18 protein-coding genes are annotated in these 19,893 nt (G+C 65.6%); 8 read left to right on the forward strand and 10 right to left on the reverse strand.

Annotated features, from left to right (window positions below):
- The first annotated feature begins 111 nt into the window (after nt 1-111).
- Both L2Y94_RS10565 and galE read left to right on the forward strand, forming a co-directional pair.
- A complete protein-coding gene (locus tag L2Y94_RS10565; protein WP_247375027.1) occupies nt 112-1,554 on the forward strand; it encodes an undecaprenyl-phosphate glucose phosphotransferase in 1,443 nt (480 codons plus the stop codon).
- A 16-nt stretch (nt 1,555-1,570) separates the two neighbouring features.
- Nucleotides 1,571-2,548 carry a UDP-glucose 4-epimerase GalE gene (gene galE / locus L2Y94_RS10570; protein WP_247375029.1) on the forward strand — a complete coding sequence of 326 codons (978 nt, stop codon included), beginning with the start codon at nt 1,571-1,573 and terminating at the stop codon, nt 2,546-2,548.
- A 144-nt stretch (nt 2,549-2,692) separates the two neighbouring features.
- Here galE and L2Y94_RS10575 read toward each other — a convergent pair whose 3' ends face one another.
- The 9 genes from L2Y94_RS10575 to L2Y94_RS10615 are packed head-to-tail and all read right to left on the reverse strand — an operon-like array spanning nt 2,693 to nt 13,679.
- Nucleotides 2,693-4,132, reverse strand: coding sequence for a right-handed parallel beta-helix repeat-containing protein (locus L2Y94_RS10575; protein WP_247375031.1), 1,440 nt, complete (start codon nt 4,130-4,132; stop codon nt 2,693-2,695).
- A gap of 11 nt (nt 4,133-4,143) precedes the next feature.
- The gene (locus tag L2Y94_RS10580) at nt 4,144-4,965 is read right to left on the reverse strand and encodes a glycosyltransferase (protein WP_247375032.1); all 822 of its coding nucleotides are present in this window, start codon (nt 4,963-4,965) and stop codon (nt 4,144-4,146) included.
- The gene (locus L2Y94_RS10585) at nt 4,962-5,465 is read right to left on the reverse strand and encodes a serine O-acetyltransferase (RefSeq protein ID WP_247375034.1); all 504 of its coding nucleotides are present in this window, start codon (nt 5,463-5,465) and stop codon (nt 4,962-4,964) included. The genes L2Y94_RS10580 and L2Y94_RS10585 overlap by 4 nt, the downstream gene beginning before the upstream one ends.
- A complete protein-coding gene (locus L2Y94_RS10590) occupies nt 5,458-6,684 on the reverse strand; it encodes an O-antigen ligase family protein (RefSeq protein ID WP_247375036.1) in 1,227 nt (408 codons plus the stop codon). Before L2Y94_RS10590 ends, L2Y94_RS10585 begins: the two co-directional genes overlap by 8 nt.
- On the reverse strand, nt 6,684-7,556 hold the full coding sequence (locus tag L2Y94_RS10595; RefSeq protein WP_247375038.1) for a glycosyltransferase family 2 protein: 873 nt from the start codon (nt 7,554-7,556) through the stop codon (nt 6,684-6,686). The genes L2Y94_RS10590 and L2Y94_RS10595 overlap by 1 nt, the downstream gene beginning before the upstream one ends.
- 27 nt (nt 7,557-7,583) lie before the next feature.
- Nucleotides 7,584-9,008 (reverse strand): lipopolysaccharide biosynthesis protein, encoded by a 1,425-nt coding sequence (locus tag L2Y94_RS10600; RefSeq protein WP_247375040.1) that lies wholly within the window; start codon nt 9,006-9,008, stop codon nt 7,584-7,586.
- A complete protein-coding gene (locus L2Y94_RS10605) occupies nt 9,005-10,258 on the reverse strand; it encodes a glycosyltransferase (protein WP_247375042.1) in 1,254 nt (417 codons plus the stop codon). Before L2Y94_RS10605 ends, L2Y94_RS10600 begins: the two co-directional genes overlap by 4 nt.
- A gap of 2 nt (nt 10,259-10,260) precedes the next feature.
- Nucleotides 10,261-11,493, reverse strand: a complete 1,233-nt coding sequence (gene wcaK / locus L2Y94_RS10610) for a colanic acid biosynthesis pyruvyl transferase WcaK (RefSeq protein ID WP_247375044.1) — start codon at nt 11,491-11,493, stop codon at nt 10,261-10,263.
- Complete coding sequence (locus tag L2Y94_RS10615; RefSeq protein WP_247375045.1) at nt 11,490-13,679, reverse strand: polysaccharide biosynthesis tyrosine autokinase; 2,190 nt, start codon at nt 13,677-13,679, stop codon at nt 11,490-11,492. Before L2Y94_RS10615 ends, wcaK begins: the two co-directional genes overlap by 4 nt.
- 536 nt (nt 13,680-14,215) lie before the next feature.
- Between L2Y94_RS10615 and L2Y94_RS10620 the strand changes: the two genes are divergently transcribed.
- Together L2Y94_RS10620 and L2Y94_RS10625 are read left to right on the forward strand one after the other, a co-directional pair.
- Nucleotides 14,216-14,659 carry a DUF2231 domain-containing protein gene (locus L2Y94_RS10620; RefSeq protein WP_247375048.1) on the forward strand — a complete coding sequence of 148 codons (444 nt, stop codon included), beginning with the start codon at nt 14,216-14,218 and terminating at the stop codon, nt 14,657-14,659.
- Nucleotides 14,652-15,971 (forward strand): PQQ-dependent sugar dehydrogenase, encoded by a 1,320-nt coding sequence (locus L2Y94_RS10625; protein ID WP_247375050.1) that lies wholly within the window; start codon nt 14,652-14,654, stop codon nt 15,969-15,971. Before L2Y94_RS10620 ends, L2Y94_RS10625 begins: the two co-directional genes overlap by 8 nt.
- Nucleotides 15,972-16,068: 97 nt before the next feature.
- Here L2Y94_RS10625 and L2Y94_RS10630 read toward each other — a convergent pair whose 3' ends face one another.
- A complete protein-coding gene (locus L2Y94_RS10630) occupies nt 16,069-16,320 on the reverse strand; it encodes a hypothetical protein (RefSeq protein ID WP_247375051.1) in 252 nt (83 codons plus the stop codon).
- A gap of 183 nt (nt 16,321-16,503) precedes the next feature.
- Here L2Y94_RS10630 and L2Y94_RS10635 point away from each other — a divergent pair, with 183 nt between their 5' ends.
- The 4 genes from L2Y94_RS10635 to L2Y94_RS10650 are packed head-to-tail and all read left to right on the forward strand — an operon-like array spanning nt 16,504 to nt 19,857.
- On the forward strand, nt 16,504-17,778 hold the full coding sequence (locus tag L2Y94_RS10635; RefSeq protein WP_247375053.1) for a sigma-54-dependent transcriptional regulator: 1,275 nt from the start codon (nt 16,504-16,506) through the stop codon (nt 17,776-17,778).
- Nucleotides 17,775-18,446, forward strand: coding sequence for a sensor histidine kinase (locus L2Y94_RS10640; protein WP_247375054.1), 672 nt, complete (start codon nt 17,775-17,777; stop codon nt 18,444-18,446). The genes L2Y94_RS10635 and L2Y94_RS10640 overlap by 4 nt, the downstream gene beginning before the upstream one ends.
- A complete protein-coding gene (locus L2Y94_RS10645; RefSeq protein WP_247375056.1) occupies nt 18,446-18,847 on the forward strand; it encodes a response regulator in 402 nt (133 codons plus the stop codon). The genes L2Y94_RS10640 and L2Y94_RS10645 overlap by 1 nt, the downstream gene beginning before the upstream one ends.
- Entirely contained in the window at nt 18,844-19,857 is a 1,014-nt protein-coding gene (locus L2Y94_RS10650) for a chemotaxis protein CheB (RefSeq protein ID WP_247375058.1), read from the forward strand. Before L2Y94_RS10645 ends, L2Y94_RS10650 begins: the two co-directional genes overlap by 4 nt.
- Nucleotides 19,858-19,893 lie beyond the last annotated feature (36 nt).

Raw genomic sequence — 19,893 nt, forward strand, 5'->3', positions numbered from 1 at the left:
CGTGTTGTATCGGACAGCGCCCGAAGGATGGGGTGCACCGGTTCTACAGGGGGCACGTACCTTCCGGCGACCGTTTTTCAGGCGGTCGCAGCGCAGCCCAAGGTACTTGTCATGCAACTGACAAAAATCAACGCGTTACTGGATGTCGAGCTGCGCGCGATCGACCCGATGATCGCGGTCGCCGCCGCCCACATGGCCTACTTCATGCGCTTCGACACGGCGCCGATGAACAGCCTGTATACCGTCGCCCTGGTCATCCTCGTGCTGTTGACCCTGACCACGTCGGTGCTGTTCCGCGTATACGAGCAGTCCGTGGTGGAGCGCCCCGCCAGTCAATTTTTGCGCATCGCAGCATCGTGGTCGGTGGCGTTCGCGGGGCTTACGGTGCTGGGTTACCTGCTCAAGGCGAGCGAGCTTTATTCGCGCGGGTGGATGCTTCTCACGTTCGCCTTCGGCATCGCCCTGATGGCGATCTCGCGCATGGTGGCTGTATCCGTGGTGCGGCGACTTCGGCGTCGCGGCGAGGGCCTCGCCACATGCCTTCTCGTGGGTGCCACCGAGTCGGGCATCCACATGGCGAACCAGGTCGAATCCAATGCCGCGATGGGCATGAAGATCACCGCCTACGTAAAGACCACCTACGACCAGGGTCCGCTCGACGGCGTGCCGCTGGCCGGCTCGCTGCTCGAGCTGGACGATATCCTCAAGCGCGGCGAATGGGACCAGGTGCTCATCGCTTTGCCCATGACCGCGACGCGTGCGATCGACTACGTGCTTCACCGCATGGACCAGCATGTGATGGCGGTGAAGTTCGTGCCGGACATGCTCGGCCGGCAACTCATCAATCACCGCACGGAAGACTGTGCCGGCGTGCCCGTGGTGACGCTTCGCGAGAGCCCGCTCAACGGCCGCGCATGGCTTCTCAAGGGCGTCGAAGACCGGATCATCGCGGCAGGCATCCTGTTGCTGATCCTGCCCATGATGCTGATCCTCGCCGTGGGCGTGAAGCTCTCCAGTCCCGGGCCCGTCCTTTACCGGCAGCGCCGCATCGGCCTCGACGGCAAGGAATTCGAGATGCTGAAGTTCCGCTCGATGCCGGTCGACATGGAGAAGGGCGGTGCGGTGAAGTGGGGCGGTGCGCAGAACAAGACCACCACGCGCTTCGGCCGCTTCATCCGGCAGACGAGCCTCGACGAGCTTCCGCAGTTCATCAACGTGCTGCGCGGCGACATGTCGATCGTGGGACCGCGTCCCGAGCGCCCGATGTTCGTGCAGCAGTTCAAGGGCGAGATTGCTGGCTACATGCACAAGCACCTGGTCAAGGCGGGCATCACGGGCTGGGCACAGGTCAACGGTTGGCGCGGCGACACCGATCTCAACAAGCGCATCGAACACGACCTGTATTACATCAAGCATTGGTCGGTCGGGTTCGATCTCTGGATCATCTTCCTGACGATCTTCAAGGGGTTCGTGCACAGCGAACGCGCCACCTCCGTGCAGACCGGGCTCGCCGCCATGACGATGGCGAACACGGCCGACGAAAAATCACGCTGAATCGGGAATCGATCGCTTGAAGCTACTGATCTGCGGCGGCGCCGGCTACGTGGGATCGCACATGGTGCGTTACCTCGTGGAGCGGCGGCATGAGGTGGTCGTTTACGACGATTTGTCGACGGGACACCGGGCATCCGTTCCGGACGAGGTGACCTTCGTTCACGGCGACATCGGCGACGCCGGGAAGCTCGGCCGCGTCTTCGCCGGCCATCGCTTCGATGCGGTGATGCATTTCTGCGCCCGCTCCCTGGTGGGCGAATCGGTGGTCGATCCCTATGTCTACTACCAGAACAACATCGGCAACACGCTGGTCCTGCTCGCGGCGATGAACCAGGCGGGCGTGGACAAGCTGGTGTTTTCCTCGACGGCGGCCGTTTTCGGCCACCCCCACGCCGAAACCATCGACGAGTCGCACCCGACGGAGCCGATCAATCCGTACGGACAGAGCAAGCTGATGGTGGAGAAAGTGCTGGCCGACGCGGCCCGCGCCTATGGCCTGAGATCGGTCGCCCTACGGTACTTCAACGCGGCGGGTGCCGATCCCTCGGCGACCATCGGCGAGGCGCACGATCCGGAGACGCATCTCATCCCCAACGTGCTCAAGGCCGTGTTGGGTCAGGGCGGCGGACTGAAGGTGTTCGGTGCGGATTACGACACGCGCGACGGCACCTGCGTGCGTGACTACGTCCACGTGAACGACCTGGCGTCCGCGCACCTGCTGGCCATCGAATACCTGGCGGAGCACGAGGGGGCCTTCCGGTTCAACCTGGGCAACGGTTCGGGGTTCAGCGTGAAAGAGGTGATCGCCGCGGCGGAACGCGTGACCGGTCGTCCCGTGCCGCACGAGTTCGCGCCGCGAAGGCCGGGTGATCCCGCGACGTTGGTGGCCTCGAGTCGTCAAGCACGGGAAAAGCTCGGCTGGAAGCCCGTGGTGGATGTACTCGACGACATCCTGAGCAGCGCATGGCGTTGGCACCAGGAGCCCAGGTACTAGGACGGGACACATCTTCCTCACGTCGTTCCAGCGCAGGCGGGAACCAGCGCCTTGCATCGGGTTTTCGCGAGGACGTCGTTCGGCTCTTCGCTCGCACGGGTACCGAGGCCCTGGGCTCCTGCTCACGCAGGAGCGATGGTGGGATCAGGCAAGCTTCGCTATAAGGTCCAACGCGTTCGGCACGGCCTTCCCGTCGACGAAACACGCCTTCACCAACGCGTTCACCTGCGCCAGCGTGGGCCGCTTTTCCTTGAACCGTTCCGGCAACGCGTCCCCCGCGTGGAACTGGTTCTCGCCCAGTCGTGTCTTCGTCGCCTTGGCCATGTCCACGCCGGGCGATCGCGGCGAGACCACGATATTGTCGTGAATGGCGGTATCGTCGGGCACGCCCTTCCAGCTTGTCGCCCGGAATACCGTCGTCTCCGCTCCGGCCACCGGTTTCTCGGGGATGATGATGATGTTGTTGTAGATCTGGCTCCCGTCCACCGGCCCCGAAATGCGCAGCGATGACGCTCCCGTCTTGCGCAAGGCGTCGTTGATGCTCACGTTGTAGCGCACGATGGTGCCCGTGTTGCCGATCGAGCCCGCGCTCCTTCCGTCGTTGCAGACCAGTGCCATGCCACCCGCGTTATCGTGGCTGTAGTTGTACTGGATGATCGTATGGCGGCAATGGAAGTCGGCGTCGTACGCCTGCCCATCCGCATAGGCCCGATGCCCGCTGACTTCGTTGTACTGGATGGTGGTGTTGTCGCAATCGAAGGGCCAGATGCCCGCGGCGGCCTCGCCCCGGGGCAGTTCGCCGCAGTCGCTTACGGTGTTGCGTTCCACGAGCGCGCCGTCGCAGCCCTTGACGAGGATGCAATCGCCCGGCACGCGGCGAATGCGATTGCCGCGCACGACCACGCCGCTGGCCAGCCCCGTCTTGCGGTTGCCGGCGGCAAGGAAAAGGATGCCGTCTCGTCCCGCGTCGTCGATCGTGTTGTCGGTGATGACCAGGCCGTCATGGCGCGAATTGCCCTTGGCTTCCACCAGGATGGCGCTGCCGCCCCCCTCCTTCTTCACGGAAGATCCGTTGACGTCGCGGACGGTCAGGCCCTGCAGCACGATGCCGTGCACGACGCCGGCGTCCTGGTGGAAGAGGTGCACACCGGTCCGGCGTGGCGCGGGTTGGGGGCCCCGGTTGGATACCGTGAGGTTCCGCACCGTCCAGTACTCGACGTTCTGCAATCGAATCGTCGAAGGGCTTCGGCCGTCGGCATGCAGGTGCGGTGGGGCGCCTTCGCCGTAGGCGTCCACCGTGACGGGCGCGCCGGCGCGACCCGACCCCTTCGCCAGCAGCGCGCCGGGGTAGTCACCGTCACGCTTGAACAGGAGCCGGTCCCCCGGGGCGAAGGTCGTCCGGTTCACGCGGTCCAGGCTGCGCCAGGCTTGGGTCGCGCTCTTTCCGTCATGGGCGTCGTTGCCGGCGGCGCCGTCGACGTAATAAGTGGTTCCCGTACCCGCCGCACGCAGCGTGGCGAGGGGAAGGAGGGCCGTGACGCCGGTGGCCCAGACCGAATGGCGCAGAAACGTCCTGCGATCCATGATGTCCTCCGTCAGCGTCGTTCGCTGAGCGAATAGCGATAGACTCCGCCGTGTTTGCGCAGCATGTAGGCGAACCCGGCGAGGTGCTTGAGGGTGAGCCGGGAAAACTTGCGCGTGCGCCGCTTGTAGTCGTGCACCACGGAGATCTTCCGGCTGTAGTAATTGCGCAGGCCCAGCTTGCGGGTGCGCACGCAGAACTCGGCGTCTTCCGGACCGAAGAAAATCCTGTCGTCATAGCCCATGAGGCGGGCGGCGGTGTCCTTCGTGAAGGTCTGGTTCGCACCGAGCACGTAGTCGACCTCCATCGGATCGGCGCTTTCGTCGAAACGGGTGTCGAGCATCAGGTGTCGCTCCAGCTCGCGCCTGACGAAGCCGAGCATGCGGCTGGCCGGAATACGCGCGGCGATGGGCTGGTAGAACCGGGGAAAACGGCGCGTCGAGTCCTGGCGCGTGCGATCGACGTTGAGCAGCTGGAATCCGACCACGCCCGCGTCCGGATGCGTACGAAAGAACTCCTCCACGATCGCGCCGGGATCGGCCGTGAGGAAGATGGTGTCGTTGTCCAGCGTCATGCAGTACTTGCCTCGGGCGAGGAAGAGGCCGCGATTGCGGGCAGGACCCACCCCGTGGTTGTGCTCGAGGGGAAAATACCGGATCCGCGGCAACGTGGCGACGAATTCGGCGCTGCCGTCGCGCGAGCCGTTGTCCACGACGATCACTTCGTCGCGCTCGAAATCCACCTTGTCCATCAGCGACAGAAGGCAGCGCTCCAGGTTTTCCCGTTCGTTCCAGGTGATGATGATGATCGACAGGCGCACGTCGGCTTCGCTCATGGCGATGCTCCTAGGGGGGATTGGGCTGGGCTCTGGGCGCGTTCGCGCATCGATGAAGGGGTGATGACCTCGTTGGCCTTCACCACGAAGCCGTCGGGAATGACCACGGGGCCGAAGATGCAGGCACCGGTGCCGATGGTGACGTTGTCGCCGATCACCGGCGTGCCGTCGCCCGGCCAGCGGTTGCCGATGCACACGCGCGCGTAGAGCGTGCAGTTGGCGCCGAGGGTGCTCTTGCCGTTCACGATGATGCCGAACGCGTGGTAGATCACCAGGCCCGGACCGATGGTCGCCGTGGTCGGCAGGTAGCACTTGAAGACGAACTCGGCCACCTTTTCCAGCACCCGGAAGGGCGCATGGAACGGCGTGCCGCGCGCGGTGGCGAGCAGGCGATAGGTGAGGATCACCCAGAACGACTGGTCGAGCATCCACCACGCCATGCCGCGAAAGCCGGGCAAGGACTTCAGGCGCTTCACGTCGGCGCGAAAATCGTCAAGCATGGGCGGGATCCGGGCGACCGAGGGGGGAACGGCTCTTCAGCCATGCGTTGCGCTCGCGCGTACGCGCATCCGCCTCGACCCGCAGGCGGCCGAGGCGCTTGTCGCGCTGGGCATAGAACATGCCCACGAAAAACCAGAAGTAGGCCTCGTAACCGCTGAACTCGATGAACGCCAGCATCAGGTAGCAGAGCAGGAACGCCTTGACGTTGCCCTGCTGGCCGTCGGTGCGGGAAAACAGGATGTGCCCGGCCAGCGCCAGGAAGAGCAGCAACGACTGAACGCCGCCTTCGAGGAGGAACTGGAGATAGATGTCGTGGACGTTGTTCTCGACGAACTCCAGGCCGGAGATCTGCTCCATCACCGGAACGCCGTTACCCACGCCGTAGCCCATCAGGTTGTGTTCGAGTGCGGTACCCGCGCTGGTCCAGAGGGCGAGGCGGCCGACGTTCTTCTGCTCCAGCTGCGTTTCGGCCTGAAGGTTGAATCGGTCGATCACGGGGATGTCGATCACGGAGGACAGCACCAGGCCCGCCACCAGCACCACCGCCGCCACGCCGATGAAGGTGTAGAAGTAATAGTGGCGCGTCTTGCGCATGCGGTAGGCGGCGATGCCGATCGACACGGCCGTGCCCAGCAGGCCCGACCGGGACAGCATCATGCCGCTGGTGAGCAGGGCGATGCCGGCGGCGATGGGATAGACGCGCGTGCCGATGAGCAGGATCGACAACAGGGCCAGCAGGCTGGCCTCGATGTTGCGGCCGCCCGTGGACATGTAGAGCACGCTGGAGGTGGTTTCGCTGCGCGTATAGATGGCGCCGAGCTGGCCCGCGTATACGGCATCGCGCAGCAGGATGAAGGCGATGCAGCACCCGAGTATCCAGACGAAGATCCTGCGCAGGTCCAGGTCGTCGAGCTTGCGGCCGAAGACCGTGCCGAGGAAGTAGGAGGCCGCCACGAACACGATCAGGGTCGAGCGGAGCCCGCCGCCGTACGACGCGGACGCCGCCAGCGAGGTGCCCATCATGGTCGCTATGAAGGCCGTGGCCGGGTTCACCTTGAGATAGCGCACGGCGGGCAGGTAGATCACCGGCATCAGGAGAAGCAGCAGGTGATAGACGTTCACGTGCGACTTGCTCTCGGTACTGTGCGTGAGCGGAATCTGCACGAAGATCATCGCGATCAGCAGCACCGCCGCGGCCCGGGTCTTTCGGATGACCATCAGCCCAGCGCCACGCCGAAGAACTTGTGGATCAGCACCTTCACGGTCGACTTGTAGCCTCCCAGCGAGACGTTGCGGGCGATGTCGGCCAGGGGAGGGCGCTCGCGGTTCATCACGTACTGGATGTTGCGATGGTTGCGCAGCTGGTCGGCGTTCATCAGGCGCGCGTGCTTGGCGATGAAACGCTCGCTCCCTTCGGCCCGGCGGCTGGAATTGCGGATGCGCGCGCGTGAACGATCGTCGTCGACGAACGACAACAACGCCTTCGATCGCACGGCGGGACCATACCGATCCATCATCCGGATCCACATGTCGTAGTCCTGCCAGGACGGCATGGCCTCGTCGAAACCGCCCAGCTCGCGCATGCGCGACAGCTCGGTCAGCACCTGGTTGCCCGCCAGGTTGGCGTAGAGCATCGAACCGAGGTCGATCGGATCGACGCGGTGCAGCTCGGCATCGCCGAACGCGCGGCCGGCGATACCGGCGATCTGGTCCATCGACTGGAAATAACGGAAGCGGCTGCAGGCGAACGACGGCGAATGCCTGCGATAGAGGTCCACCAGGCATTGCACGCGCTGGGGATGGAACAAGTCGTCGTCGTCCAGGCCCGTGACGTAGGTGCCGGTCGCCTGTTCGATGCACCGGTTCCGTGCCCGGCAGGCGCCCTGGGGGGTGTCGTTGCGCAGATAGGTGAAGCGGTCCGGATGGGTGCGGGCGTAGCTTTCGATCAGCTCGGGCGTGTCGTCGGTCGAGGCTTCGTCGCACACCAGGATTTCGATGTGCGGATACGTCTGCGCGAGCACGGAATCGATCGCCCGCCTGAGCAGCGCGGACCGGTTTCGGGTGGGGATGTATACGCTTACCAGCGCCATGGGTTCGCTCCGCCTAGGCTCGTCATGTCAGGCTCCCACCGGGTGCGCGTGTCGCTCGAGCAGGGCATGCCGATGCCGCCAGATCACCCAGCACAGGGGCGGCGTCGCCAGCACCAGGCGAAGCGCGCACGCCTTCCAGTCGTTGGCCGGATACAGCGCGACGGCCAGCATGAGGAAGGCGTAGGGAACGAGGCTCTCGACCGTCCACGAACCGAAGAACTCGCGCGGTGTGAGCCGGATGATCTTCGAGGAGAAGAAGTAATAGGACAGCACGGTGGACAGCACCTGGCTGACGGCGAGCGCCACCGCCATGATTTCCAGCGAGCGCGACATGGCGCCGAGCACGCTCACCGCCAGGGTGATGCCGCAGATCTTCAGGTTCCAGCCGAACTCGATGTCGGAGCGCCCCAGGCTCTGGCTGAGCGCGCCGATCAACGAACCGAGCGGACGGAGCATGCCGAACAGCAGCATGAGCGGAATCAGCTCCGCGACACCGGCGTAACGCTGTCCGTACAGAAGGGTCACCGCCAGCGGCGCGGCCACGGCAAGCATGATGAACACGCAGGCGCTGAAAATCGATACGCCGCGCAGGCCCAGCAGGTAAATGCGGCGCAGCGCCTCCGGGTCGCCCTGCAGGGTGGCCAGGCGGGGAAGCGCGAGGCGTTGGGCCACCGGCATGATCAACTTGGTGGGCTGCAGCACGAGCTCCTTCGCGAGCGAATACACGCCCAGCGAGGCCAGGCCGAGGAATTTGCCGAGGATGATCTGGTCGGCCTGGCTGCGCAGCTGGTTGATCACCTGCGAGCCCAGCTGGAAGGCACCGTAACGCAACGCTTCGCCGACGATGCCCCGGTCGTAGCGGCGTCCCGGATGCCAGTCGCGCTCGGCGGCCATGAGGAACAGGCCCAGGCGCACGAAGCTGTTCACGATCATCGCGTAGACGGCCGCCTCGATCGACGCGCCGAACACCAGCACCATGAGCAGCAAGGTGGCCAGGCCCGACAGGCGTCCGGCCACTTCGATGCGCGCCAGGCGCGGGATGCGGAACGCCTTGATGAGGCTGGCCTGGTACTGCGCCGCGAGGCCGAGCAGCACGAAGTTGATCGTGGACAGGCGCAGGAGGCCACCGAGCACGTCGGAACCGTAGAACGCGGCGACGGCATAGGATGCGCCGAACAGCACCGCCGCCGACAGCAGCCCCAGTCCGGCGCTGATCATGAACAGCGAGGTGCGCCCGGCCCGGTCGATGTCCTGGCGATGGATGAGATAGCTGCTGAGGCCCATGTCCTGCAAAAGCGTCGCGATGGCGTTCACCACGTTGACGATGGCCAGGGCGCCGAGCAGGTGGGCGTCCACGTGGTGCGCGAGCACCGCGATCTGCAACAGCTGGCTCGCCGCGCTCACCACGGTCGAGCCGGCGGTCCACAGGGCATCGCGACGGACGGAGGTCATCGCGCGTGCTCCGGCCGGATCAATTGCGCCGCGAGCTGGTCGTGCAGCCGGCGCTGGTTGAAACGGGCATCGACGGTGTCGCGGGCACGGCGTGCGATCGCCGGCAGATCGAAGTCGCCTCGCTGGATCCGCGCAAGCGTGTCGGAAAGAGCGACGGCGTCGCGCTCGGGCACGAGCCAGCCCGACCTGCCGTCTTCGATGAGTTCGGGGATGCCGCTGTGCAGGGTCGACAGGCAGGGCACGCCGCTGGCCATGGCTTCCATCAGCGACACGGGAATGCCTTCCTGATCGCCGTCGGCGGCGGTCACGCTGGGCAGGGCGAACACGTCCGCCCCACGCAGCGCGGCCTGGACGTAGTCCTTGTCCTTGCGGCCGCTGATACGGATCCGGCCTTCGAGGCCGCCGGCCGATACGAATCGTTCGAGCGCGCCCTGGAGCGGGCCGTCGCCGATCACCTCGAGTTCGACGGGAACGTGCCGGCGCGCCAGGCGCGCCACCGCTTCGCACAGGTAGATGACGCCTTTCTTCTCCACCAGTCGCGCCACGCAGACCACGCGCAACACGCGATCGGCCAAGGATTCCCTTGTGTCGGGCGGAAGACGGAAGCGGAAGCTTTCCAGATCCACGCCCATGCGATGCACGCGAATCTTTTCCGGCGAACAGCCGAGGGATTCGAGTTTCACGCCCCAGCGGTCGCTGATGGGAAGCATGACGTCGCCGCTATGGAACAGGCGCCGATAGTCGTCGGCGTGCCTTGCCAGCACGCCATGCTGCGACAGGTCGAAACCATGGAAGACCGTATACAGCGGCCCATCGATCAGTCCGAGCGAGCGCAAGTGCGATGCCACCACGCCCGTCGGGCCGAAATGCGCGACGATCGCGCGGGCCTTGAGAGGGGAGGTCAGGCGCCTGGCCGCGCCGGCGAGAGCGAGGCTCTTCGCCGCGTGGCCGTAGCGGCGGACCGATAGCGCTCGCCGCACGCGGGATCGGCCCAGGGCGGGAAGCACGTGGCGCAGCCGTGCCAGGGCGATACGCCATCCGGTCGATGCGCTCGCGGCCTGTTCGAACACGAAGATGGCGCGTTCCATCAGTCCGCGCTCGGACACGACGTCGCCGGGCGTGGGGGCCTGGCCGCGACTGACCGCGAGAATACGCACGTCCAGCCCCCGGTCGAGCAACCCGACGATCTGGTCGATCACGAAGGTTTCCGAGTACTTCGGAAATTCGGGCAGCACGAAGAGGACGTCCATGCTCATGCTCCGATGGCAAGGGTCGCCAGTACGGATTCGCGGGCGAAGGCCTTCTCCCTGGCCACGGCGGCCTGGATGCCCGGGCGCAGCGACTCGTCGCCGAGCAGCGCGAGCACCTTGGCACGCAGGCTTCCGTCGAGCAGCGAACCCACCGGCATGGCGAGATCGTCGACACCCAGTCGCTTCATGATGCCGTCGGTCTTGTGTTCGTAGCTCAGCGCCACCGCCGGCGTGCCGAAGTTCATCGAGATGATGGCGCTATGCAGGCGGGTGGCGATGGTAAGCACGCAGGCACCGAAGCGGCGCCCCAACTCGACGTCGTTGAGTTCATTCATTTCCACGAAGAGCGAACCGGGGTGCCGCATGCGCGACCGCACGCGCAGGGCGATCATGCGATCGTCCTTGGGGTAACCGTCGATGGCCGTGCAGGTGGAGAACGCCGTCACCGCGTACCCTGCTTCGACCACCGCATCGAGCAATTCGGCGAAGGCCGTTTCGTACTGCGCCTGGGTGATGCCGAGCCGCTTGTCGAAGGGCGCCAGTTCACGGAACGTGACGGCTACCGTCGGTCGCTCCCGATCCACCGCCACCGGCTCGCCCGGATCGACCAGCCAGGCGGTGTCCGACGACCATCGCACGCGGGTATCGGGGATGCCACCGTCGGCCATGTGCTTCGCGCTCACTTCCTCGCGCAGCGCAAGGGCGTTCACGCGGCTCATGACGTCCTGCGATACCTTGCGGAAGAACGCGTGCTCGAACGGACCGACGCTGTGGCCGATCATGTAGATGGGCCGCCCGGCGAGCAGGGCGCAGATGGCATGGTCGTACTGCGTCGGGCCGTAGAGGTCGACGAAGAACGAGCCGCCCACCTGGATGACGAGGTCGTAGTCCCGCAACGAAGCGATATGCTGGCGGTGGCGTGCCGGCAACCTCGCCCATCGCGTCCACCAGCGCTTTCGCAGGTGGGCATGCAGCAACCAGGGGACCAGCCGGCGCAGCAGGGTGGCACGCACCATGCCGAAGCGTCGCTTGCCCGCTTCGAGGTAGTAGGCATTCAGGGTGTCGGGTAGCAGCTCGCGCCCCAGCAACCATGCCGAGCTGGTGGGAAAGCGGCTGAGCGTGTCGATGCGGGCATCGGGGAGTCCGCTCTCCAGGCACTGCAGCAGGCCGCGAAGGATCGCGCCGTCGCCGCGGTTGCCGCAGGTATGGTTGCCGACGATGAGGATACTGGTCATGCCGGGTCCGCCTTGTACTTGTAATAGGCGTAGGCGGAGTAGCCTGCGGTGCGACGTTCCACGGCGTTGAAGATGGCACCTTTCAGTTCCACGCCGTTCTGCTCGAACCGCTGCTTGGCGATCGCCAGTTCGCGTGCCTTGTTGAGTCCGAAGCGGGCCACCAGGAGGCTGGTGCCCGCGTGGTGGCCGATGACCGCCGCGTCGGTGACCGCCAGGATGGGAGGGGTGTCGATGATCACCAGCTGGTAGCCGACGCCCACTTCATCGATGAAGCGGCTGAAGTTCTCGTGCATCAGCAGCTCGGACGGGTTGGGTGGCACCCGGCCGCGGCTGATGAAATCGACGTTCTCCAGCGGGCCTTTCACCACCACCTCGGCGACGGTCGCGCTGCCGACGAGCACGTCGGACAGGCCCCGTTCCGGCTTGATGTCCAGGTGCTGGTGCAGCGTGCCGCGCCGCATGTCGCCGTCGATGAGCAGCACGCGCTGGCCCGCCTGCGCGATGACGGCGGCGAGGTTGGCCGACACGAAGGTCTTGCCCGCGAACGGACTGGAGCCGGTGATCATGAGGATGTTGTTCTTCGCCTCGAGCCGGGCGAAGTGCAGGCTCGTGCGCAGGCTGCGGAAGGCCTCGACGGCGAGGTCGGCCGGATCGGCGATGGCCAGGAGCGGGCCCCGGCCGCGCTGGCCGTGGCCACCCTTCGGCGAGCGGGACGTCTGCCCGGCGCTGAGCGGTACCGACGCGTAGACCGGCAGGCCGAGGTCTTCGATCTGCGCGGGATCTTCGATGCCCCGGTTGAGGATCTGCCGCAGGAACACGAAGGCCAGCGCGATGAATCCGCCCAGCACCGTGGCGATGGCGACGATCAGGATCTTGCGCGGCTTCACCGGGTGGGTGGTATCCACCGCCGACGTGTCCACGACGCGCACGTTGCCGACGGTGCCGGCGCGGGCGATGTCGAGCTGCTGGGCCTGGTTGAGCAGGCTGGTGTAGGTGGTGGTACTCACCTGCACGTCGCGGCTGAGCTTGAGCAGTTCCTGCTGGGTATCGGGCAGGTCGCCCACCTGCTTCTGGAAGTTGTCTTTCTGCGCCTGCAGCTGCGCCATCTGCTGCTGCAAGGCCTTGTACGCCGGGTGGTCATGGGTGAAACGGCGATCGATGTCGGCTTCCTGCATGTGCAGTTGCTGGATGTTGTTCTCGACCGCCACGATCTGGTCGAGCAATCCCTTGGTCTGCATGCTGATGTCGACGGAATGCGATTTGCTCTGGAAAACGCTCATCGCGGCCTGCGCGCGATCGAGTTCCTGGCGAACCTTGGGCAGTTGGTCCTTGACGAACTGCAATTGACTGGCCGCCTCCGCCGAATTGCGCTCGACGTTCTGGCGGACGTAGGCCGTCGATATGTGCGCGAGCACTTCCTGGGCGAGATCGGGATCCTCGTTGTTGTAGGAAAGCCCGATGATGCCCGAGTCGTTCCCCTGTTCCAGGGCGATGATGTCGTTCTGCAGCTTGGTGATGGTGGTCAGCCGCGGCTGTTCGGTCACGTCGAAGCGGGTGCCGGGGTTGGCCGCGAGCCGCCTCACCTGGATCGTGACGCCGTGGCCGCGGGCGACGTCCCCCACGCTGCCGGCGAGCAGTTGCTTGCCGTCGTCGTCGTAAAGGACGAAGCGGCCGCCCTCGGCCGCCCTCAACTCGAGCGTGTGGCCGAGCAGGTTATCGGGAAGCTCCAGCTTGAAGATATCGAGCGTTTCGCCGCCCCAGCCGTAACGGCTCAGTCCGAAGCGCGGCGGTGCGGGATGTCCCGGCGAATGTCCCCGGGACAGGTAATCGCCGACGATCGGCATGCGTCGCGGTTCGGCATCGATGTTCAGCCGAAGATCGTCCACGGCCTGGCCGATGACGAGTCGGGAGGTGATGAGGGCGATTTCGGTGGTCGCCTGCGAGCCGGTGGTGCCCAAGGATTGCGTGAGATCGCTCAATCCCGGCAGCGACGGCGTCTTCTGCTCCACCTGCACGATCGCCGTGGCCTGATATACCGGCGTCGCCAGCAGCGTATAGAGCACGCCCACGGCGAAGAAGGTACCCGTGATGGCGACGATCAACCATTTATGGTCGAGGAGCGTGCCGAACAGCGCATTGAGATCGAGGGTGTCGTCGTCGTGCACCTGATCATTCTTCGTCGTCATGCGTCGGCGGTTTTCCAAAGGTCGAATGGACGTCTATCCGTTTATACCGAAGCTTTGATGAATGACTCACAAAGCATTGTCTAATATGGAGTTTTTGCGCGGATCGAGGGCGCGCGACCGCCCGTGCGCATGCCGTCGTGGCAAGCGCATGGCGCATCGGTCCGATGCGCGGTCGCAGCGTTCGCTAGGCGGACACCGGGGCTCCGTGGCGGTGGGAGGACCGCCTCGACCCGTTGCCGTTCGTGTGATCCACGATGTCCTTCGCCGGTGTCGACGGGTAGCGTCATGTCGTGACGCACCGCGTCAATGGATCCAGCTTAGACGCCTCCCCGATGGCGGCAAAGCGACGAAGGTCGTTTTTGCGACCTGTATCAAGTAACCGGTGCGGATGTGTCCGTCTCAAGGCGGAAATGTAAATTCCGCGTTATGAATTGGGCGGCGCGGCAGCGCCTGTTCATACATCCTTTATACGGCGGCCGAACTACGTTGACGCGGCCGTTGCCGTTCCCTTCCACCTCGCACAGGGATCGAAGCCCATGAGTTACCGCATTGAACACCGCCGTTCCGTGGTGGCGCAGGCCGTTTATGGCCTCCTCAACCCGATTCCCTTCGGTTTCTTCGTCGCCGGCCTGGTTTTCGACATCCTCTATGCCAGCACGGCGGAATTGCTGTGGGGCAAGGGTGCCGCCTGGCTCATCACCCTCGGCCTGCTTTTCGCGATCGTCCCGCGCGTGGTGAATCTCGTACAGGTGTGGGTCACTTCGCGGCGTAGCGCGATGGCGGCCGACCGGATCGACTTCGCGCTCAATCTGCTCGCCATCGTCGCGGCCGTGGTGAACGCCTTCGTTCATAGCCGCGATGCCTACGGCATCGTGCCCGCCAACGTCTGGTTGTCCGCCTGCACGGTACTCCTGATATCGCTGGGCCACGTCATCATGGCCGTGCGGCAGGCCACCCTGGGAGAGCGCCTCCATGGCTGATCTGTTTCGTCGTCGCGTCCTGGCCCTGGCGTGCATCGGCGTGCTGGCCGCATGCAGCGGGAAGGCATCCTTCGAGCCGGCGCAACAGTCGGGCGATCATCCCAGCCTGCCGGCCCCCGACCGTTTCCTGCTACCGCCGATGCAGGTGCCGGACAAGGCGGGCTGGGGGCCGGGTCAGGCGCCGAAGGTCGCCCCGGGACTGAAGATCGAAGCCATCGCCCGGGGGCTGATGCACCCTCGCCAGTTGCTGACCCTGCCCAACGGCGATGTTTTGGTCGTGGAATCCAACAGCCCGGGCACCGAGCCGGTGACCACGCCCAAGCAACTCATCGCCGGGATGGTGAAGAACCAGTCCGGGAAGGGTGGCAAAGGCGGTAACCGGATCACGTTGCTGCGCAGGAACGGCGCCGCGGGTGGCGAGTGGGAAAAACACGTGTTCATCGAACACCTGAATTCTCCGTTCGGCGTGCAGTTGATCGGCGACTCGCTGTACGTCGCCAACACCGACGGCATCGTCAAGTTTCCGTACGCGGCCGGCCAGACGCACATCGACGCGCCGCCGGTCGATTTCGCCGATCTTCCCAATACGATCAACCACCACTGGACCAAGGCCCTGCTGGCCAGCCCCGACGGCAGCAAGCTCTACGTCGGCGTGGGCTCCAACAGCAACGTCACGGAGAACGGCCTGGCCGTGGAGTATCGCAGCGCCGACGTACTCGAAGTGGACGTCGCCACCGGTGCCAGTCGCATCTACGCGGCGGGCATACGCAATCCCACGGGACTGCAATGGGAACCGACCACGGGTAAACTCTGGGCGATCGCGAACGAACGTGACGAAATCGGTGCCGATCTCGTGCCCGATTACATGACCTCGGTCCAGGAAGGCGGTTTCTACGGTTGGCCCTACAGTTACTTCGGCCAGCACGTCGACGTCCGTGTCATGCCGCAACGTCCCGACCTGGTGCGGAAAGCGATCAAGCCCGACTACGCCATCGGATCGCATGTCGCACCGCTGGGATTCCTGATGACACGGGCGAACGGTTTGCCGGAGAAATATCACGACGGCGCGTTCATCAGCGAGCACGGCAGTTGGGACCGCTCGCCCTTGAGCGGCTACGAGGTGGTGTTCGTCGCGTTTCGCGACGGCAAGCCCGTGGGTAAACCGGAGACGGTCGTGAGCGGATTCTATTCCGACGACGAATCGACGTTGTATGGAGCCCCCGTTGGCATCGTGCAGGATGCACAGGGCGCGTTGCTGATTGCCGATGACGTGGGCGATGCGGTGTGGCGGGTGACGGCCACGGGTCCTTGACGCCGGCGCCATATCCCGGTTGAAGGCCGGGTTTCGATCTGCCGTCCATTCGTTGAACCGTGACGTAGGCTTGCGCGATCGTCGCCGAACCGCGAGGTCACTCCTCCGGATAGGCCTGCACGGTTTCCCACGCCCCGTCTTCGCCCTCGAAACGCATGCGCACGGCGATGCGGTGGTTGCGATGGATGCTCGCGGCGAGATGGAGGGCGAATTTCAGCGATTCGTCCTGGGTGGCGAAGGCGCCCACGCGATGTTGTTCGTGCAACACCCGCCACGGAAAAGGACCTTCGACGGCGTGGGGAAGGTAAAGCGTGGTCGGGGACGGCATGGCGACTTTTTTTCGGTTCATGCCCTCCGTCAGCAGGGACCGTGCCAGCCTGAAGCCCGCCTGGCAGCTCACGATGCGGTCACGGAACGCAATATTTGCATGCAGGGGGTGCAGGATCGCGACATAACTTCGACATTTGTCCGCGCGCGTTGTTCTAAGCTGTGGCATTGAAGCCAAGGCATGCCTATGAAACCCCTGCGGAGCATGCTCGTTCTTGACGACGACCTGTCGTTTTCCGACGCCACGTGCGGATGGCTGCGGGCGATCGGCATGGAGGCGCATGCGGCAGCCAACTGCGCGCAGGCGCGGCAGGCGATGCGGGATCGTCGGTTCGACGCCGCGATGATCGACATCGGCTTGCCGGACGGTTGCGGCCTGGACTTATTGAACGAACCCGGGTTCGCTTCGCTTCGGCGCACCATCGTGATGAGCGGCGACCAGGCGTTGGCGTCGTCGCTCGAACATGTCCTGCCCGGCGCACGCTGTCTCGGAAAACCCTTCAGTTCGTCGTCCCTGCACGCGGCATTGCTCATGACCGCCTTGGACGGCGACGACGAGGAGCTGGTCGGCGAATCCCGACCGATGGACGACGTACGCCGGGAGATCGACGATGTAGCGGGTCTTCCGGTGTCGGTGCTGCTCCACGGGGAAAGCGGAACCGGGAAAGAATTGGCGGCGAGACGGCTGCACCGGGCGAGCGGTCGCCGGGGTCGGTTCGTCGCTTTCAATGGCGCAGCCCTGTCGCCGGAATTGCTGGCGAGCCAGCTGTTCGGACACCTGAAGGGGAGTTTCACCGGCGCGAGCGAACGTCGCATCGGACTGGCCGACGCGGCGGACGGCGGCACGCTGTTCATCGACGAACTGGGCGACATGCCCGAGCCCGTGCAGGTCGCCTTGCTGAGGTTTCTCGAGACGCGCGAGGTGATGCCGGTGGGTGCGACGCGTGGGCACCGGGTGGACGTGCGGGTGGTCAGCGCCACCCATCGGTCGCCGAGGCGGGCCATGAGCGAAGGACGTATCCGTACGGACCTGTACTTCCGGCTTGCCGGCTACGAGATCCGCATGCCCGCGCTGCGCGAGCGGCGACAGGACGTCCCACTCATCGCGGAGAGGGTATTGGCGGATATCAACGCCTCGGCGGGGCGCGTCAAGTGGTTCGGCCCGTCGGCCTTCGACGCGGTGGCGGACTACGCCTGGCCCGGCAACGTGCGCGAACTCCGGCAGCAGGTCCAGCGGGCCTATGTCCGTAGCGATGGAAGCATCCGCCTGGCACGTCCGGTCGACGATGCCATGCGCGTGCCGGTCGCTGGCGACGCGCAACGGCTGGCGGACATCGAACGCGAGGCCGTTCTCGCGGCACTGGGCGTCTGCGACGGAGACCGGGCGAAGGCGGCGCGGCGCCTGGGGATCAGCCTGAGGACGATCTACAACAAGCTTTCCACGTACCGCGCGGCGGGCGTGGTCGAGCCTGCGGCATGAATGACGTCGCGACCGGCGCGGCCTCGGAAACCCGGCGCGAATGGCGCTCGCGCAGCCTTCATGCCCTCAATAGCCCGCTCGGCGCGATACTCGCCCAGGCCGAGCTCGTGCAATTGCTCGTATCGCGAGGGCGTACCGCCAGCGCCATCGAAGCCGCGACGAACATCGTCGGCGATTGCGAACGGTACGGGCGCATGCTTCGCGACGCGTTCGCGGCGGCGGACGCCATCGACACATGGTCGCCGGGATACTGCACGGTCGCCGAAGCCTTGGACCTCGCGGCCGGTTCGCTCGAAGGCGACGACATCGCGCTCGAAGCGGAAGGGCGCGACGTGGTGCTTCCCTGGCCGGCTCCGGTGGCCGCGTCGTTTCTGTCGCGCTGCTTCGACAATGCACGGCGTCACGGGGCCAGGCGCATCGGCGTCACGGCGACGACGGATCGCGGCGCACTTCGCCTGCTCGTTCGCGACGACGGAACGGGTTTGCAAGGCGTCAGTGCCGAGGCGGCCTTGCGCTCTTTCGTGTCGTCGACACCCGCCACGCATACGGGGCTCGGGCTATGGATCGCCCAGGCCCTGGCGCATCGCGTGGGAGGAGAGCTTTTCCTGCCGCCCACGGAGCATGGTTTCCTGGTCGAATGCCGTCTGCCGGCCGGGCCGATCCGTTGATGAACCGACCGCGTGTCATGCTGGTGGAAGACGAATTCCTGATCGCCCACGCCGTAAGCGAATTGCTCGAATCGGCGGGCGCGACCGTGCTCGGGCCATACCCCTCGATGCAGCCGGCCATGGCCGCGCTCGACGAAGGCATCCCCCCGGATGCGGCCATACTCGACGTGAACCTGGCCGAGCAACGGGTCTTCGCGCTTGCCGACCGCATGATCGAATTGCGCGTACCCATCGTCTTCACCACCGGATACGACGCATCCACCTTGCCCGAACGCTATGCCGGTATCCCTTGCCTGCAGAAGCCGGTTCGCATCGCCCTGGTGCTCGATGCGCTGGGCCTCACCATGCCGCGCTCGGACGAGACGCGGCCATCCAGCCCTCGCAAGGAGGGGCAGCCATGAACGAACGCGTTTCCCATCGAGACATCGTGGTCGTCGGCGGATCGCTCGGCGCGCCGCAGGCGCTACAGGCGCTCCTGGCGAGGTTGCCCCCCATGCCCGATGCCGCCATGTTCGTCGTGCTGCACATGCCACCGTACGGCGGCGGCATATCGGCGACGGTACGCATGGCGGCAGCCCACCATTCGGTGGTGGAGGCACGGCACGGCATGGACATCGAACCGGGTCGCATCTACCTGGCCGTGCCGGATCGCCATCTGATGCTGGAACGGGGCCGCGTCGTCCTGGGCCGGGGACCGCGCGAGAACCTGTCGAGGCCGTCGATCGACGCCCTGTTCCGTTCCGCCGCGATGCATTACGGGCCGCGGGTCGTCGGCGTGGTGCTCTCGGGTATGTTGAACGATGGCAGCGCGGGCCTGCATGCCGTGCGAGATTGCGGTGGGGTGACTCTCGTGCAGGATCCCGCCGATGCGTTGGCCGGCGACATGCCGGCCAACGCCTTGCGGGCCGTCGAGGTCGATGCCTGCGCGCCGGCTTCGCAATTGCCCGAACTGATCGTGCGCTGGGTCCGCGAGCCGGCGGGGCAGGGGCCGCCGATCCCGGCGGACCTTCGCTTCGAGGTGGATGTCGCCATGGGAGGGCGGTCCGACTCCGATCGCCTCGCGGCGGCCGCGGTACCGTCGCCCGTCACCTGCCCATCCTGCGGTGGCGTCATGTCCGAAATGAAGGGAGACGGGCCGTTGCGCTACCGCTGCCAGGTGGGGCACGCGATGACCGCCGACGTGCTCGCCCGTGAGCAGGAAAGTGCCGTGGACGAAGCCCTGCGGGTGGCGTTGCGCATGGTCGAGGAGCGTGCCGAGCTGGTCGCCCGCATGGCGGCCGATGCGCTCCGTCACCAGCGGCTGGCCATCGCCGAAGGCTATCGCAAGCGCTCGGACGAATATCGACGTCACGCCGAAGCCATCCGAAGGACGGTTCTCGCATCGATGGAGCGCGATGGAGGCGCCGCCTGACACGCGCGGAACGTCGGTGGCGGTTCACGCGTTATG

The organism is Luteibacter aegosomatis, from assembly GCF_023078455.1.
GTDB classification, from domain to species: domain Bacteria; phylum Pseudomonadota; class Gammaproteobacteria; order Xanthomonadales; family Rhodanobacteraceae; genus Luteibacter; species Luteibacter aegosomatis.